At 71.2% G+C, this 16,365-nt stretch carries 15 protein-coding genes and 1 riboswitch; of the genes, 13 read left to right on the forward strand and 2 right to left on the reverse strand.

From position 1 onward, the window contains the following. Positions 1–219 precede the first annotated feature (219 nt). A riboswitch (cobalamin riboswitch) is annotated at positions 220–452 on the forward strand. A 41-nt stretch (positions 453–493) separates the two neighbouring features. From D3877_RS22275 to cobJ, 8 genes are all read left to right on the forward strand, one after another. Next, positions 494–673, forward strand: a complete 180-nt coding sequence (locus D3877_RS22275; RefSeq protein WP_238475027.1) for a CbtB domain-containing protein — start codon at positions 494–496, stop codon at positions 671–673. A 10-nt stretch (positions 674–683) separates the two neighbouring features. Continuing rightward, positions 684–1,481: a CbtA family protein gene (locus D3877_RS22280; protein ID WP_119832953.1), complete on the forward strand. Its 798-nt coding sequence runs from the start codon at positions 684–686 to the stop codon at positions 1,479–1,481. A gap of 12 nt (positions 1,482–1,493) precedes the next feature. Next, positions 1,494–2,543 (forward strand): cobalamin biosynthesis protein CobW, encoded by a 1,050-nt coding sequence (gene cobW, locus D3877_RS22285; protein WP_199720892.1) that lies wholly within the window; start codon positions 1,494–1,496, stop codon positions 2,541–2,543. A 225-nt stretch (positions 2,544–2,768) separates the two neighbouring features. After that, on the forward strand, positions 2,769–6,167 hold the full coding sequence (cobN, locus tag D3877_RS22290) for a cobaltochelatase subunit CobN (protein WP_119832954.1): 3,399 nt from the start codon (positions 2,769–2,771) through the stop codon (positions 6,165–6,167). After that, positions 6,164–7,585, forward strand: coding sequence for a precorrin-3B synthase (gene cobG, locus D3877_RS22295; protein WP_238475028.1), 1,422 nt, complete (start codon positions 6,164–6,166; stop codon positions 7,583–7,585). The genes cobN and cobG overlap by 4 nt, the downstream gene beginning before the upstream one ends. Further along, positions 7,578–8,216, forward strand: coding sequence for a precorrin-8X methylmutase (locus D3877_RS22300; RefSeq protein WP_119832955.1), 639 nt, complete (start codon positions 7,578–7,580; stop codon positions 8,214–8,216). Before cobG ends, D3877_RS22300 begins: the two co-directional genes overlap by 8 nt. Next, entirely contained in the window at positions 8,213–8,968 is a 756-nt protein-coding gene (locus D3877_RS22305) for a precorrin-2 C(20)-methyltransferase (protein WP_119832956.1), read from the forward strand. The genes D3877_RS22300 and D3877_RS22305 overlap by 4 nt, the downstream gene beginning before the upstream one ends. Next, positions 8,965–9,723, forward strand: a complete 759-nt coding sequence (gene cobJ / locus D3877_RS22310; protein WP_119832957.1) for a precorrin-3B C(17)-methyltransferase — start codon at positions 8,965–8,967, stop codon at positions 9,721–9,723. Before D3877_RS22305 ends, cobJ begins: the two co-directional genes overlap by 4 nt. Before the next feature lie 8 nt (positions 9,724–9,731). Here cobJ and D3877_RS22315 read toward each other — a convergent pair whose 3' ends face one another. Continuing rightward, on the reverse strand, positions 9,732–10,481 hold the full coding sequence (locus D3877_RS22315) for a cobalt-precorrin-6A reductase (RefSeq protein WP_199720893.1): 750 nt from the start codon (positions 10,479–10,481) through the stop codon (positions 9,732–9,734). 40 nt (positions 10,482–10,521) lie between these two features. On the opposite strand from D3877_RS22315, the gene cbiE reads away from it, so the two are divergent. The 3 genes from cbiE to cobM are packed head-to-tail and all read left to right on the forward strand — an operon-like array spanning position 10,522 to position 12,892. Next, the gene (gene cbiE / locus D3877_RS22320; RefSeq protein WP_119832959.1) at positions 10,522–11,745 is read left to right on the forward strand and encodes a precorrin-6y C5,15-methyltransferase (decarboxylating) subunit CbiE; all 1,224 of its coding nucleotides are present in this window, start codon (positions 10,522–10,524) and stop codon (positions 11,743–11,745) included. Beyond that, positions 11,742–12,134 carry a cobalamin biosynthesis protein gene (locus D3877_RS22325; RefSeq protein ID WP_119832960.1) on the forward strand — a complete coding sequence of 131 codons (393 nt, stop codon included), beginning with the start codon at positions 11,742–11,744 and terminating at the stop codon, positions 12,132–12,134. Before cbiE ends, D3877_RS22325 begins: the two co-directional genes overlap by 4 nt. Next, positions 12,131–12,892, forward strand: coding sequence for a precorrin-4 C(11)-methyltransferase (gene cobM / locus D3877_RS22330; protein ID WP_119832961.1), 762 nt, complete (start codon positions 12,131–12,133; stop codon positions 12,890–12,892). Before D3877_RS22325 ends, cobM begins: the two co-directional genes overlap by 4 nt. A gap of 146 nt (positions 12,893–13,038) precedes the next feature. Here cobM and D3877_RS22340 read toward each other — a convergent pair whose 3' ends face one another. Continuing rightward, positions 13,039–14,205, reverse strand: a complete 1,167-nt coding sequence (locus D3877_RS22340) for a cobalt-precorrin-5B (C(1))-methyltransferase (RefSeq protein WP_119832962.1) — start codon at positions 14,203–14,205, stop codon at positions 13,039–13,041. Between D3877_RS22340 and cobA the strand changes: the two genes are divergently transcribed. After that, positions 14,204–15,037, forward strand: a complete 834-nt coding sequence (gene cobA, locus D3877_RS22345; RefSeq protein ID WP_119832963.1) for a uroporphyrinogen-III C-methyltransferase — start codon at positions 14,204–14,206, stop codon at positions 15,035–15,037. The two genes, D3877_RS22340 and cobA, sit on opposite strands and share 2 nt — an antisense overlap. Next, positions 15,030–16,364 carry a cobyrinic acid a,c-diamide synthase CobB gene (locus D3877_RS22350; RefSeq protein WP_119832964.1) on the forward strand — a complete coding sequence of 445 codons (1,335 nt, stop codon included), beginning with the start codon at positions 15,030–15,032 and terminating at the stop codon, positions 16,362–16,364. The genes cobA and D3877_RS22350 overlap by 8 nt, the downstream gene beginning before the upstream one ends. The last annotated feature ends 1 nt before the right edge of the window (position 16,365 follow it).

Genomic DNA, 16,365 nt, shown 5'->3' on the forward strand with positions numbered 1-16,365 from the left:
CGTGCCAACCGGCGGCCATGGTCGCAAAGCGCCCGAATTCCTTTGTGTCCCAAGGGCTGGCCGTTTCTGTCGGGAAAGCGGCGAGGTTGGGAAAGCGTCAGAATTCCGGACACTCTGTCCAACCAACATGACACCATGCAAAGCGTTCGTCATCAACACCGTCAGGATGCCGGACGTTTCCGTATGGTCGAAGCGGCTTGCAAATCGGGCGGACGGCTGCGATGGTGCGAGACCGACGGTGCCGGGCCACGCCGCTTGCGGAATGGCCGGGATAATAGGGAATACGGTGCGGGTTCCGGGTTGCCCCCGAAACCTTACGCCGTGGCTGCCCCCGCAACTGTGTGCGGCGAGTTCCTCTTCGCTACGCCACTGGCCTCAAACGGGCTGGGAAGGCCGAAGACATGGAGCGACGACCCGCGAGCCAGGAAACCTGCCGCCGGACGATGATGTTCATTCCAACCCCGCCGGGTGTGGCGGGATAGAAGGATATGCCATGATGACCAGCCGTTCGCTTCGCGCCTCCGCCGCGACCTCCGCCCGCACCGCCGTCGCGGCCTTCGCCGCCATGCTGTTGGGCAGCTTCCTGCTGTACGGCGTCGGCTTCGCCCAGCCGCAGCAGATCCACGACGCGGCGCACGACGCCCGTCACTCCTTCGCGTTCCCCTGCCACTAAGCCCAGGGTCATGGACCTCTTTCGGCGGCTGTTCACAGCCGCCTTGGTCGCGGGCGTGCTTTCCGGCACGGCCGCTTCCGTCGTTCAGCAGGTGACGACCGTCCCGCTGATCCTTGAGGCTGAAAAATACGAGGTGGTGACGCCGCCGCCCGTGGCCGCCGCCCCCGTGATGGTTGGTCCGGTGGCTCAGGCCGCAATGGCGGCGTTGGCGCCAGCCCCCTCGGACCACGCGCATCACCAGGCCGCCGCCCCGGTTCGCGAGATCGGCGAGGGCGTGCCGACCACCGCCGAGGAAGCCTTTCAACGGCTGTGGACCACCGTGGTCGCCAATCTGCTGGCGGGCGTCGGGTACGCCCTGCTGATCGGCGGCGTCATGCTGCTGATGGGCGAGCGGGTGGACGCGCGCCGTGGCCTGCTGTGGGGCCTGGGCGGCTTCGTCGCCTTTTCGCTGGCCCCCGCTTATGGTCTGCCGCCGGAATTGCCGGGCATGGCTGGGGCGGATCTGGAAGCGCGGCAACTCTGGTGGTTCGCGGCGGCGATCTGCGCGGCGGGCGGTTTGCTGGCCGTGGCCTTCTCGCGCATCCCGATCATTCTGGCCGGTGGCGTCCTTCTGGCGGCCCTGCCGCATCTGGTCGGCGCGCCCCACGCGGAGTCCGCCGCTGGCGTGGTTCCGCCGGAACTGGCGGCGCGTTTCGTCGCCTTGTCGCTGGGAACGGCGGCGCTGTTCTGGGCGGTGCTCGGCAGCGTTTGCGGCATGATGATGAGTCGGGTCGTCGGGTCCGACGATCACGGCGACGACGGCTTTTAAGGGCGAACGCGCATGTCTTCACAAAGCAAGACGGTGGTCGGCAAGACGCCCGCCACCGTCATCACCGGCTTTCTTGGGGCCGGAAAAACCACGCTGATCCGTGGCCTGCTGGAGCGGGCCGACGGGCGGCGTCTGGCGCTCATCATCAACGAGTTTGGCGACGTCGGCATCGACGGCGACATCCTGCGCGCCTGCGGCAACCCGACCTGCACCGACGACGACGTGATCGAACTGGCGAACGGCTGCCTGTGCTGCACCGTCGCCGATGATTTCGTCCCGGCGATTGAAAAGCTGCTGGCCCGCCCGAATCCGCCGGAGCACATCATCATCGAAACCAGCGGTCTGGCCCTGCCCAAGCCGCTGGTCCAGGCCTTCCACTGGCCCGCGATCAAAAGCCGGGTGACGGTCGATGGCGTGATCGCCGTGGTGGACGCGGCGGCGGCGGCGGAAGGGCGTTTCGCCCCCGATCCGGCGGTGCTGGCCGCCCAACGCGAAGCTTCGGGCACGGTCGATCACGAAACCCCGGTCGAGGAGGTGTTCGAGGATCAATTGCTCTGCGCCGATCTGATCGTGGTCAACAAGACCGACCTGATCGACGCCGACGATCTCGCCCGCGTCGAGAATTTGATCCGAGCCGCCCTGAACCGCGACGCCAAGCTGGTCCGCGCGTCGCACGGCGCGGTGGATCCGCTGGTCCTGTTGGGCGTCGGCGCGGCGGTCGAGGACGACCTCGCCAACCGCCCCAGCCACCATGACGAGGAAGAGGGCCACGACCACGACGATTTCACCAGCTTCGTGGTGGAGCTGCCGCCGCAGCCCGACCCCGACGCGCTGGCGGCGTCGCTGACCGAGGTCGCGGCGGTCCATGGCGTGTTGCGGCTGAAGGGCTTCATCGACGTGCCGGGCAAGCCGATGCGCCTGCTGGTCCAGGGCGTCGGCGCGCGGGTGCAAACCCATTACGACCGCCTGTGGAAAGCGGGCGAGGAGCGCCGCAGCCGTCTGGTGGTGATCGGCGAAACCGGCCTGGACCACGACGCCGTGCGCCGGGCCATCGCGGGGTAAGATCGCGGGGGAGGCTTTTCTCTCCCGCCTTAAGAATCCCTCTCCCGCAGGCGGGAGAGGGTGGCCCGCAGGGCCGGGTGAGGGGTTCGCAAGAGTCCCGTCGTTTCGTCCGGCGAACCCCTCACCCTCCCCACGCTTGCGCGTGTGGCCCCTCCCTCTCCCGCAGGCGGGAGAGGGGAAGGAGAGCGGTACGTCGCCTGTTTGCCTTGGACCTGAACAACGCCCATGCATCTGCTCGCCGCCCGACAGGATGACCTCGACGCCGGACCCCAGGCCGAAGATCTGGGGCAGACTCCGGCGACGCTGGTCATGCTGTCTTTTTCCGACAGCGATCTGACCGCCCTGGCCTCGGCGTGGCGGGCGAATCGTGATCGGCTGCCGACGCTGCGGCTGGTCAATCTGAACCGGCTGGGCCATCCGTTGTCGGTCGATCTCTACGTCGACTCAGTGATCGCCAAGGCGGGGATGGTGGTTCTGCGCCTGCTCGGCGGGACCGGCTATTGGCGCTATGGTCTGGATCGTGTCGCCGAGATTTGCCGCGACCGCGCCATCCCGCTGGCCGTGCTGCCCGGCGAGGCGATGCCCGATCCCAATTTGAGCGGCTTCGGCACGGTGGCGGCGGCGGAATCGCAACGGCTCTGGCGCTTCTTCACCGAAGGCGGGCCGCAGAACATCGGCCATCTGCTGGCCTGCGCCGCGACGCTCGCCGGTCATCCAATGCCCTGGAGCGACCCGGCCCCGGTCCCCCGTTTCGGCGCGTATGAGGGCTGGCGCGGCATGGCGACGCCAAACGCGCCGGTCGCCGCCATCGTCTTCTACCGCTCCCACCTTTTGGCGGGGGATTTGGCCCCGATTGACGCGCTGTGCGACGCGCTGGCCGCGCGCGGGCTGGCCCCGCTGCCGCTGTTCGTCGCCAGTCTGAAGGAACCCGATTGCGCCGCCTGGATGCGGGCGACCTTGACCCGGCGCCACGCCGCCATCGTCATCAACACCACCGGCTTTTCCGCCGCCCGCGACGGCGGTTCACCGCTGGAGGCGAACGGCACGCCGGTGCTGCAAGCCATCCTCTCGACCACGCCGGAAGAGGGCTGGCGCGGGTCGGCCCGTGGGCTGGGGCCGTCGGATCTGGCGATGAATGTTGTGCTGCCGGAAATGGATGGGCGGATCATCGCCCGCGCCATCGCCTTCAAAACGGCGGGGGAGCCGGACCCAGACCTGCAATTCGCCGCCCCGCTGCTGCGCCCCGTCGCCGACCGGGTGGCCTTCACCGCCGATCTGGCCGCCGCCTGGGTGCGGTTGGCGCGGACGCCGCGCGCCGAACGGCGCTTGGCGCTGGTCCTGTCGGATTACCCTGGCCCCGGCGGCGGCATCGGCCACGCGGTGGGGCTGGACAGCCCGGCCAGCACGGTCGCCATGCTTCACCGCCTGTCCGCCGAAGGCTACAGCCTGTCCGGCCTGCCGACGGACGGCGCGGCGCTGATGGAGCATCTGACCGGCCCGACCCGCCCGATCCTGACGCTCGACGCTTACGAACGCTTGATCCCGCCCGATATCCGCGCCCGCATCGTCGCGACCTGGGGGGAGCCGTCCGCCGATCCGGCGCTGTCCGATGGCGCGTTCCACGCCCGCGCGCTGGTCTGCGGCAACGTCGTGGTCGCCGTGCAGCCCAGCCGGGGCCATGGCCCGTTGAGCACGGCGCAGCACCACGACCCCGACACCCCGCCCAGCCATGGCTATCTCGCTTTTCACCTGTGGCTGCGCCACGCGTTCGGCGTCCACGCCCTGGCGCAGATCGGCGCGCACGGCACGCTGGAATGGCTGCCCGGCAAGGCCGTCGCCCTGTCGGCGGAGTGTTGGCCGGAGATCGTCGGCGGGGCGCTGCCGGTGCTCTACCCCTTCATCGTCAACAACCCGGGCGAGGGGGTGCAAGCCCGCCGCCGTCTGGGCGCGGTGTTGATCGGCCACCTGACGCCGCCGCCGGTGGAGGCCGGGCTGCACGGTGATCTGGCCAATCTGGAAACCGCCATCGACGAATATTCCCAAGCCACCGGCCTCGACCCCCGCCGTTTGGGCATGCTGCGCGAAACCATTCTGGATCTGGCCTGGCACTCCGGTCTGGCGGCGGAATGCAATCTGCGGCCCGACGACGACCCCGACGCCATTCTCAGCCGCCTGGACGCCCATCTCTGCGACATCAAGGAGTTGCAGATTCGCGACGGGCTGCATGTCTTCGGCCTCAGCCCGACCGGGGAGCGGCGCGACCGGCTGACCGCCGCCGTCGCCCGCGACACCCAGGATCCGGCGACGGTCGCCGCCGCGCTTGAATCCTGCGGCGAGGCGGAAATGACGGCGCTGCTCGACGGGCTGGACGGACGCTTCGTGCGCCCCGGCCCCGGCGGCTCCCCGGCGCGCGGGCGGGCCGACACGCTGCCGACCGGGCGGAATCTCTACGCGCTCGACCCGCGCGGGGTGCCGACGCCCACCGCCTGGACGCTGGGCTGGCAGGCGGCGGACGCGCTCATCACCCGCTATTTGCAGGATCACGGCGATTGGCCCCAACGGCTGGTGGTCGATTGCTGGGGAACCCCGGCGATGCGCACCGGCGGCGACGAGCTGGCGCAGGCCCTGGCGCTGTTGGGCGTGCGTCCGATCTGGGAAAACGGGTCGGGCCGCGTCACCGGCTATGAGATCATGCCGTCGGGCGTGCTGGGCCGCCCGCGCGTGGACGTCACGTTGCGGATTTCCGGCCTGTTCCGCGACGTCTTCCCGCAGCAGATCGCCCTGTTCGACCAAGCCGTCCGCGCCGTCGCCGGACTGGCGGAGGAGGGCGACGACGTCAACCCGCTGCGCGCCGCCGCCCGCGCCGAAACCGCCAGCTTGATCGCCGAGGGGATGGACGCCGAAGAGGCGCTACGACGAGCCACCGCGCGGGTGTTCGGCGCCGCCCCCGGCGTGTACGGCACGGCATTGTCCAGCCTGGTGGCGCGCGGCGATTGGGCGACGCGGGCCGATTTCGGCATGGCCTACCTCGACGGCGGTTGCCACGCCTATGGCGCGGGGTTGGAGGGGGTGGCCCTGCCCGCCCAGTTCCGCCGCCGCGTCGGCGGGGCTGACGCGCTGGTGCATCACCAGGACCAGCGGGAGCATGACGTGCTCTCCACCGACGGCTTCATGCAGTATGAGGGCGGATTCGCCGCCGCCGCGTCGCTGGACGCCTCCGAACCCGTCCTTTACCACCTCGACAGCGCCGACCCCGAGGCGCTGGCCGTCCGCACCCTGGCCGAGGAGATCGCCCGCACCCTGCGCGGTCGGGCCGCCAACCCGCGTTGGATCGCCGGAATGATGCGGCACGGCTATCGCGGCGCGGCGGAGCTGGCGGCCAGCGTCGACACGCTGTTCGCCTTCGCCGCCACCACCGACGCGGTGCGTCCGGCCCATTTCGACCTGTTGTTTGAGGCCTATGTCGAGGATTCCGCCGTGTGGGACTTTTTGACCCATGCCAACCCGGCGGCCTCCCGGCACATTCTCGCGCGGATGAGCGAGGCGCTCGACCGTGGCCTGTGGCACCCCCGCCGCAACTCCACGGCGGAGGATGTGCGCCTGCGCTGGGAGAACGCCGCATGACCGCCGCCAACCTGACCATTCCTCGCAACCAGCCGCGTCGGCGCGGCGCCTGCCCCGGCGTGCTCGCCCCGATGGAGGTTGGCGACGGCTTTCTGTTGCGCGTGCGGGTTCCAGCGGGGACGCTGCCCGCCGCCAACGCCCGGCGCATCGCCGAATTGGGCGCGCGGCACGGCAACGGGCTGATCGATCTGAGCCATCGCGGCAATCTGCAACTGCGCGGCCTGTCGGCGGATTCGCTGGCGCCGGTGACGGACGCCCTGCGCGCCATGGGCTATGTCGCGGCGGACGCCGTCAGCGAGGCCGTGCGCAACGTGCTGTGCGACCCGTCCGCCGGGCTGGACGCTGGGGCGCTGATGGACGTGCGCGCGGTCGCTCTGGCGCTGGACGCCCGTTTGGCCGGGGATTCGGCGCTTCACCGTCTGCCGCCGAAATTCGGCTGGCTGGTCTGCGGCGGCGGTTCGGCCCATCTGGCGGCCAGCGACACTGACGTGCGGTTCGACGCGGTGGACGGCGCGCGGCTGCGGGTGTCGCTCGGCGGCACGCTGGCGACCGCCGCGCCTGTCGGCTTGTGCCGGGCCGAGGACGCGGCGGACGTCGCCTCGGCCCTGGGCCGCGCCTTTCTGGAATTGCGCGCGACGTTGCCCGAACCGCCCCGCCGCATGGCCGGTCTGGTCGCCGCGCTGGGCGCCGACGCCATTGTCGCGTCCCTCTCCCCCCTCTTGTCCCCTCTCCCCCCCGGGGAGAGGGTCAGGGTGAGGGGGGAGCATCTCATGGATCATTTCGGCTTCGCCGAACCCCCTCATCCCGACCGTCTCCCCGGGGGGGAGAGGGTCAGGGTGAGGGGGGAGCATCTCATGGATCATTTCGGCTTCGCCGAACCCCCTCATCCCGACCGTCTCCCCGGGGGGGAGAAGGGGAAAAACTCCTTCCTCACCGTCGCCTTTCCCTTCGGTCGGCTGACCTGCGCCGCCCTGTCGGCGTTGTCGGACGTCGCCCGCGAGATCCGCCTCACCCCGTGGCGCGCCCTGCTGCTCGTCGATCCCGCGCCGGGCGCGGCGACGCTGGCTGGACGCCTGGGCGCGATCCTCACCGCCGCCGACCGGCGGTTGCGGTTGACCGCGTGCAGCGGAATCACCGGCTGCGACGTCGGCACCACCGACACCCACGCGACCGCGCTGGCCGTCGCGGAGCGCGCTGGCCCCTTGCTGGATCGCGTGCGGATGGTGCATGTGTCGGGCTGCGCCAAGGGTTGCGCCCATCCGGGCGTCGCCGACGTGACGCTGACCGCGCATGACGGCCTGTACGATGTCGCCCTGCGCGCCAAGCCGGGGGCCGCGCCCTGGCGCGCGAATCTGTCACCCGACGACGCCCTGTCCTGCGTCGCCGGCCTGTCTGTTGAGGAGTTGTCCGGTGTCTGAGCCGCTCTACGACTACATTCGCGACGGAGCGGCCATTTACCGCCAGTCCTTCGCCACCATCCGGGCGGAGGCCGATCTGTCGGGCCTGCCCGACGATCTGAAGCCGGTGGCGGTGCGGGTCATCCACGCCTGCGGCATGGTGGACGCGGCCCAGGATCTGATGTTCTCCACCGACGTCGGGGCCGCCGCCCGGCGGGCGCTGCGCGACGGCGCGGCGATCCTGTGCGACAGCGAAATGGTCGCCCACGGCGTCACCCGCGCCCGGCTGCCCGCCGACAACCCGGTGGTCTGCACCCTGCGCGACGCCGCCGTGCCGGATCTGGCGCGCCGCATCGGCAACACCCGCTCCGCCGCCGCGCTCGATCTGTGGGCGGAGCGGTTGGGCGGGTCGGTGGTCGCCATCGGCAACGCGCCGACCGCGCTGTTCCATCTGCTGGAGCTGATCGCGGCGGGCGCGCCGAAACCGGCGGCGGTTCTGGGCTTTCCGGTCGGCTTCGTCGGGGCGATGGAAAGCAAGGACGCGCTGGCCGCGAACCCCTTCGGCCTGCCTTATCTGGCGATCCGGGGGCGGCGCGGCGGCAGCGCCATGGCCGCCGCCGCCGTCAACGCCCTGGCGAGCGACGTGGAATGAGCGGCGATTCCGTTTCCCCCGGTCGGCTCTACGGCGTCGGCGTCGGTCCCGGCGACCCGGAGTTGATGACCTTGAAGGCGGTGCGCCGCATCGGCGCCTGCCCGGTCGTCGCCTATTTCTGCAAGCGCGGGACCAAGGGCCACGCCCGCCGCATCGCCGACGGCGTCATCACCCCCGACCACATCGAATTGCCGATGGTCTATCCGGTGACGGTCGAGCTGCCGCCCGATCACCCCGATTATGGTCGCCAGATCGAAGCCTTCTTCGACGAATCCGCCGAGCGCATCGCCGCCCATCTGGCCGCCGGCCGCTCCGTCGCCGCGCTGAACGAGGGGGATCCGTTCTTCTACGGCTCCTTCATGCATCTGTTCCTGCGGCTTTCGACCCGCTTCCCGACCGAGGTGGTCCCCGGAGTCACCAGCATGGTGGCGAGCGCGTCCCTGCTGCCGCGCCCGCTGATGCTGCGCGACGACGTGCTGTCGGTCATCCCCGGCACGCTGGACGAGGCGGCGTTGCTGCGCGCCATCACCGGGGCGCAAGCCTGCGTGGTGATGAAGCTGGGCAGCAACCTGCCCAAGGTCCGCCGCGCCATCGCCGCCGCCGGTTTCACCGACCGGGCATGGTACGTCGAACGGGCGAGCATGGAGGAGCAGCGGGTCATGCCGCTGCGCGACGCGCCGGACAGCGCGCCCTACTTCTCGCAAATCGTCATCCCCGGCGACGGCAAGCGGGCCGAAGGGGTGTATGAATGACCGGCTGGCTGAAAATCGTCGGGCTTGGGCCGGGGCCGGAGGATTGGTTGACGCCGGAGGCCCGGCGCGATCTGGCCGAGGCCACCGATCTGGTCGGCTATTTTCCTTATGTGGAGCGGGTTCCGCCGGGGCCGCAGGTGCGCCACGCCTCCGACAACCGGGTGGAGCTGGACCGCGCCCGCTTCGCGCTGGATCTGGCGGCGCAGGGCCGCAGGGTGGCGGTGGTGTCGGGCGGCGATCCGGGGGTCTTCGCCATGGCGGCGGCGGTGTTCGAGGCGCTGGACGATCCCGACGCCCCCCCGGCGTGGCACAGCCTGGATCTGCGCGTCGATCCCGGCGTGTCGGCGATGCAGGCGGCGGCGGCGCGGGCGGGCGCCCCCCTGGGTCATGATTTCTGCGCCATCTCGCTGTCGGACAATCTCAAGCCGTGGGACGTGGTGCTGAAGCGCCTGCGTCTGGCGGCGGAGGCGGATTTCGTCATCGCCCTTTACAACCCGATCTCCCGCGCCCGCCCCTGGCAGTTGGGCGCGGCGTTCGAGGCCTTGCGGACGATCCGCGCGGCGGACACCCCGGTCATCCTGGGCCGCGCCGTCGGGCGGGAGGACGAGGCGATGACCATCACCACCCTGGGCGCGGTCAACGCCGATCAGGCCGACATGAAGACGCTGGTCATCATCGGCGCCTCGCACACCCGTCTGGTGCCGCGCGCGAATGGCCAACCCTGGGTCTACACCCCCCGCCATTACCGGGGGTGAGGGGGATGTCAGTGGGCGTCGCTCATCCCCTCCAACCACGCCACCGCCGCGTCCACATCGGGCAGCTCCGCCACCCCGTCGCCGGGCGGGCGCTCCACCATGACCACGGGCAGGCCCAGCCGCCGGGCGGCTTCCAGTTTGGCGTCGGTGGCGCCGCCGCCGCTGTTCTTGCTGACGATCACGGCGACGCCGTGGGCCTGCATCAGCGCAGTTTCGGCCTCGACCGTGAAGGGGCCGCGCTCCAGAATCAGGGTGGCGTTCGGCAGGGCGGGCATCGGGTCGGGCGGATCGACGGCGCGGATCAGGTAACGCTTGTCGGGCGTGGCGAGAAAGGCCGCGACCTCTTGCCGACCGATGGTCAGGAACACCGGGTCGCCGAGATCGCGGAGGGCGAGCGCCGCCGCCGCCATGTCCGGCACGGCGATCCAGCGGTCGCCCGGCCCGGCCTGCCACGCCGGGCGGGTCAGCAGCCGCAGCGGGACGTTGGCGCGCGCGCAGGCCGCCGCCGCGTTGGCCGAAATTTGATCGGCGAAGGGGTGGGTGGCGTCGATCACCGCCTGAATCCCCTGTTCGGTCAGATAAGCGGCCAACCCCTCCACCCCGCCGAAACCGCCGATGCGGGTCGGCAGCGGCGGCAGGATCGGGTTTTTCGTGCGACCGGCGAGCGACACCGTGGCGTCAACCGTCGCATGACCGGCCAGCCGCCGGGCGAGCGCCGTGGCCTGGGTGGTTCCGCCAAGGATCAGGGCTTTCAGCACAGGGTTCCCCCATCGTTGGATCGCCGCAGGAGCAGCCCGCATGGATAGCACACTCCCGCCGCGTTGGCTGTCCATCGTCGGCGTTGGCGAGGATGGTTGGGACGGCCTGTCGCCCGCCGCCCGCGCCACGGTCGAACAAGCCCGCTGCGTCCTCGGCGGGGCGCGGCACCTTGATCTTTTGCCGGTTGTTGCGAATCAGGAACGGATGGCGTGGCCCTCGCCGCTCACCGACGCTTTGCCCGGTCTGCTGGCCCGGCGCGGGCAGCCGGTCTGCGTGTTGGCCAGCGGCGACCCGTCTTGGTACGGCGTCGGGGCGACCCTGTCGCGACTCGTTCCGGCGGACGAAACGATTGTGCTGCCCAACGCCTCGGCCTTCAGCCTCGCCTGCGCCCGGCTTGGCTGGCCGTTGCAGGAGGTCTGTTGCCTGACCGCGCATGGCCGCCCGCTGGAGTTGGTCATTCCGCATCTGCAACCAAAGGCGAAATTGCTGATTCTATCGTGGGACGGAACAACTCCGGCCAAGCTGGCGGCGCTGCTGCGGTCGCGTGGCTTTGGCGCGTCCACGCTGACGGCGCTGGAGGCGATGGGCGGTCCGCGCGAGGCCCGTGTCAGCGCCGTCGCCGATTCCTGGAGCGTGGAGCGCGTCGCCGATCTCAACACGCTGGCGGTGGAGTGCGTCGCCGACGCCGACGCCCGCGTTCTGCCGCTCACCCCCGGCCTGCCCGACGATTGGTTCGACCATGACGGCCAGATCACCAAGCGGGAGGTCCGCGCCGTCACCCTGTCCTTCCTGGCTCCCCGCCGGGGGGAATTGCTGTGGGACGTCGGGGCCGGGTCCGGCTCCATCGGCATCGAATGGATGCTGTCCGACCCCAGCAACCGCGCCATCGCCGTGGAGCATCACGCCGACCGCCAAGCCCGCATCCTCGCCAACGCCGCCGCGCTGGGTGTGCCGGGGCTGGAGCTGGCGCGCGGCAAGGCCCCCGCCGCCTTGGCCGGTCTGCCCGCTCCCGACGCGCTGTTCATCGGCGGCGGCCTGACCAACGACGGGGTGTTGGACGCCTGTTGGGCGGCGCTGAAGCCGGGCGGACGGCTAGTCGCCAACGCGGTGACGCTGGAAAGCGAAGCCCTGTTGTTCGACGCGCAGACACGCTTGGGGGGCGAGCTGTCGCAGATCGCCGTCAGCCGCGCCGTTCCGGTTGGCGGCTTCCGGGGCTGGCGCCCCTTCATGCCGGTGACGCTGTGGCGGGTGGACAAGCCATGATCGCCGCCGGTTTGGGCTGCCGCAAGGGCTGCGACGGGGCGGAAATCGCCGCTCTGGCCCTCGCCGCCTTCGACGAAGCGGCGTTGACCGCCGACCAGCGCGCCGCCGTGCAACTGGCCGTGCCGGAGATGAAACGCGACGAGGCCGGAATGATCGAGGCTGCGCGCGCGCTGAACCTGCCCATCGTGCTCATCGACGCCGACGCGCTCGCCGCCGCGCAAAGCCGCGCCGTCACCCGGTCGGCGGTGGTTCAGGCGGCGGTCGGGCTGGCGAGCGTGGCGGAGGCCGCCGCGCTCGCCGCCGTCGGGCCGGGCGGCCGCCTGCTGCTGCCCCGCCGCTCCACCCCCCGCGCCACCGTCGCCCTCGCCGTTTCGGAGATCCGCTCATGACCGTTCACTTCATCGGCGCCGGGCCGGGCGCCCCCGATCTGCTGACCCTGCGCGGGCGCGACCTGATCGCCGCCTGCCCGGTCTGCCTTTACGCCGGGTCGCTGGTGCCAGTGGAGATCATCGCCCACGCGCCCAAGGACGCCCGCGTGATCGACACCGCGCCGCTGACGCTGGCGGAGATCGTCGCCGAGTTCCAGGCGGCGCACGCGGCGGGGCTGGACGTGGCGCGGCTGCATTCCGGCGATCTGTCGGTCTACAGCGCGTTGGGCGAGCAAACCCGCGCGCTGCGGGAGTTGGGCATCCCCTACAGCATCACCCCCGGCGTTCCCGCCTTTGCAGCGGCGGCAGCGGCGCTGGGCCGGGAATTGACCCTGCCGGAGGTCAGCCAAACCCTCATCCTCACCCGAACCGACGGGCGGGCGTCGGCCATGCCCGCCAACGAAACCTTGGAGGTGTTGGGCGCCTCCGGGGCGACGCTGGCGATCCATCTGTCGATCCATGTGATCGAGCGGGTGGTGGAACGCTTGACCCCGCTCTATGGCGCGGACTGTCCGGCGGCGGTGGTCTACCGGGCGAGTTGGCCCGACGAGCGGGTGTTGCGCGGCGCGCTGTCCGACATCGCCCAGCGGGTGGCGGAGTCGCCGATGGAGCGCACCGCGCTGATCCTGGTCGGCCCGGCGCTGGGCACGGAGGATTTCCGGTGCAGCGCGCTGTATGACGGCAGCCACATCCGCCGCTATCGGGGGTTGGGGGAGTGAGGATTGCGAGAACTCCCTCTCCCCCCCGGGGAGAGGGTTGGGGTGAGGGGGACGCGCCCGCCGGACGCCGATCCCGTCGCCTTGCCTCCCCCTCACCCAGCCCTCTCCCCGGGGGGGAGAGGGTTCATAGGGGGGAGCGCCTGCGCTCACCAACCAGGCGCACACCCCACGATCACGCCCTGGCGGTCGGTGATGAGCACCTCGACCGCCACCGGCGCGCCGTCCAGTGTGGCGAGCGCGGCGGCGCGGGCCAGCTCGGCCACATGGTCGGCCAGCGGCAACCCGGCGTCGCGCGCCATGCCCAGCACTTGGGCGGCGGTGTTGGCCGTGCGCGCCTGGGCGATCAGGTCGGCGGAGGCGCCCAACGCGGCCAGCCGCTCCGCCAGCCAATCCAGATCGACGCTGTGGCGTTTGGAGTGCAGATCCATCAACCCGCGCGCCAGCTTGCCGAATTTGGCGAAGCCCCCGCACAGGCTGAGCCGCGCGATCGGCTGGCGGCGCAGATGCTTGAGCGTGCCGCCCGCGAAATCGCCCATGTCGATCAACGCCTGTTCGGGCAGGCCGTAGCGCGCCGTCACCGCCTTTTCCGACAGATCGCCGGTGCAGGCGGCGACATGGGTCAAACCCGCCGCCCGCGCCACGTCGATGCCGCGCTGGATCGACGCGATCCAGGCCGCGCAGGAATAAGGCACGACGATGCCAGTCGTTCCCAAAATCGACAGCCCGCCCAGAATGCCCAGCCGCCCGTTCATCGTCCGCTTCGCCAGGACGGCGCCATTCTCCACCCCGATCTCGACCACCAGATCGGCGGGTTGTCTGGCCAGATTCGCGGCCTCCGTCACCGCTTGGGCGATCATGGCGCGGGGAACCGGGTTGATCGCCGGTTCGCCGACCGCCAAGGGCAGGCCGGGCAACGTCACCGTGCCGACCCCCTCGCCCGCGCGGTAGGTCACGCCGGATCCCGCCGGGCCGCGCCACACCCGCGCGCGGACCAGCGCGCCGTGCGTCACGTCGGGATCGTCGCCCGCGTCCTTGACGATCCCCGCCGCCGCCCATGGCCCCTGTTCACCGTCTCCCTGGTCGGTCCAGGCGAGCGCGAAGGCCGGGGTTTGCCCGCCCGGCAGCGTCACCGTCACCGGATCGGGGAAGCCGCCGCCGAACAGCGCCTCGGTCGCCGCCCGCGCGGCGGCGGTCGCGCAGGTTCCCGTCGTCCAGCCACGCCGCAGGGGTGTAGCATGGTCCGCTCCGCCGTCCGTTCCGTCGTCGCCCTCGGCGCCGTTCTCTTCGATGCCTGATTCAGAGTCTTCGTCCATGCCCACCACGCCGTCATCCCTTGGCCCGTCGCCCGAATCCTCGCCCGAATCCCTGGCCGAACCGCTGCCCGAATCGCTTCAGGTCCCCTTCGCCCCCGGCAGCGTCTGGTTGGCCGGGGCCGGTCCCGGCGACCCCGGCTTGCTGACCCTGCTGGCGTTGCAAGGTCTACGGCAAGCCGACGTCATCGTCCACGACGCGCTGGTCGGCGAACGGATCATGGCGCTGGCGTCGCCGACGGCAAGGCTGGAGTTCGCCGGAAAACGCGGCGGGCGCCCATCGGCCCATCAGGACGACATCACCAGCCGCCTGATCGAGCTGGCGCGCGAGGGCCATCGGGTGTTGCGGCTGAAGGGCGGCGACCCCTTCGTCTTCGGGCGCGGCGGGGAAGAGGCGCAGGCGTTGGCCGAACAGGGCATCCCCTTCCGCATCGTGCCGGGCGTGACGGCGGGCATCGCCGGTTTGGCCTACGCCGGAATCCCGGCGACGCACCGCAGCGCCAACCAGGCGGTCATTCTGGCGACCGGCCATTCGCTGGGCGGCGGGCCGGATTGGCGGGCGCTGGCCGCCACCGGCGCGCCGCTGATCCTCTACATGGCGTGGAAGGCGCTGCCGGAGATCGCCGCCGAACTGATGGCGGGCGGCCTGCCCGCCGACACGCCGGTGGGCGTGGTGACGAAGGCGACGACGCCCGATCAACAAACCCTGGTCAGCAGCCTGGGCGCCTGCGTCGCCGATCTGGCCGCCAGCGGTCTGGAGCCGCCCGCCATCATCGTGGTGGGCGAGGTGGTTCGGCTGCGCCCGCAACTGGAATGGTTGCCACACCATGGCTAACGGGCTGATCGTCGCCGCCCCGGCGTCGGGAACCGGCAAGACCACGGTGACGCTGGGGCTGCTGGTCGCCCTGCGGGAACGCGGCGTGCGCGTCGGCGCGCTGAAGGCGGGGCCGGACTACATCGACCCGGCCTTTCATCAGGCGGCGACCGGGCGGCCCAGCGTCAACCTCGACAACTGGGCGATGGGGCCGGATTTGCTCGATGGGCTGGCCGCCCGCGCCGCCGAAGGGGCCGATCTGCTGGTGTGCGAGGCGTTGATGGGCCTGTTCGACGGCGTCGCCGGGGTGGGCGCGACCGGAACCGGCTCCACCGCCGAGATCGCGGCGCGCACCGGCTGGCCGGTTCTGCTGGTGGTCAACGCCAAGGGTCAATCGCAATCGGCGGCGGCGCTGGTCAAGGGCTTCGCCAGCTACCGCGACGATGTGCGGATCGGCGGCGTCATCCTGAACAACGTCGGCAGCCCGCGCCACACCGCCCTGGCGGGCGGCGCCATCGAGGCGTTGGGGATTCCCGTGCTGGGATCCCTGCCCCGCTCCCCCGACGTGGCGCTTCCCGAACGGCATCTCGGGCTGGTCCAGGCGGGGGAAACCGCCGGGTTGGCCGAGCGGCTGGCGGGCTTGGGCCGTTTTGTCGCCGCCCATGTCGATGTGGATCGGGTCGCGGCGCTCGCCACCCCGTCGCGCGCCGGGTTGGGCAGCGCCGCGCCCGCCATGCCGCCCTTGGGGCAGCGCGTCGCCATTGCCCGCGACGCGGCCTTCACCTTCGCCTACCCGCATCTGCTCGACGGTTGGCGGGCCAGCGGGGCCGAGTTGAGCTTCTTTTCGCCCTTGGCCGACGAGCCGCCGCCCGCCGACTGCGACGCGGTGTATTTGCCGGGCGGCTATCCCGAACTGCACGCCGGACGCCTGTCCGCCGCCGCCCGTTTCCGCGCCGGTCTGGTCGCGGCGGCGCGCGGCAAGCCGGTTTACGGCGAGTGCGGCGGCTACATGGCGATGGGCGAAACGCTGGAAGACGCCGAGGGAACCATCCACCCGATGGCCGGGCTGCTGGGCGTGCGGACCAGCTTCGCCAAGCGCAAGCTGCATCTTGGCTACCGCCGGGCGACGTTGCTGGCTGACGGGCCGTTGGGGGCGGCGGGGACGGTGTTGATGGGGCATGAGTTCCATTACGCCTCCACCCTGTCGCGCGGCGACGACGCGCCGCTGGTGACGGCCCGCGCGGCGGACGGCGGCGATCTGGGGGCGTTGGGCGGACGGCGCGGCCACGCGCTGGGATCCTTCTTCCACCTGATCGCCCGCTTCAACCCGCCGGGCGGGGGGAACTGAG

The sequence above is a fragment of the Azospirillum cavernae genome, assembly GCF_003590795.1.
GTDB classification, from domain to species: domain Bacteria; phylum Pseudomonadota; class Alphaproteobacteria; order Azospirillales; family Azospirillaceae; genus Azospirillum; species Azospirillum cavernae.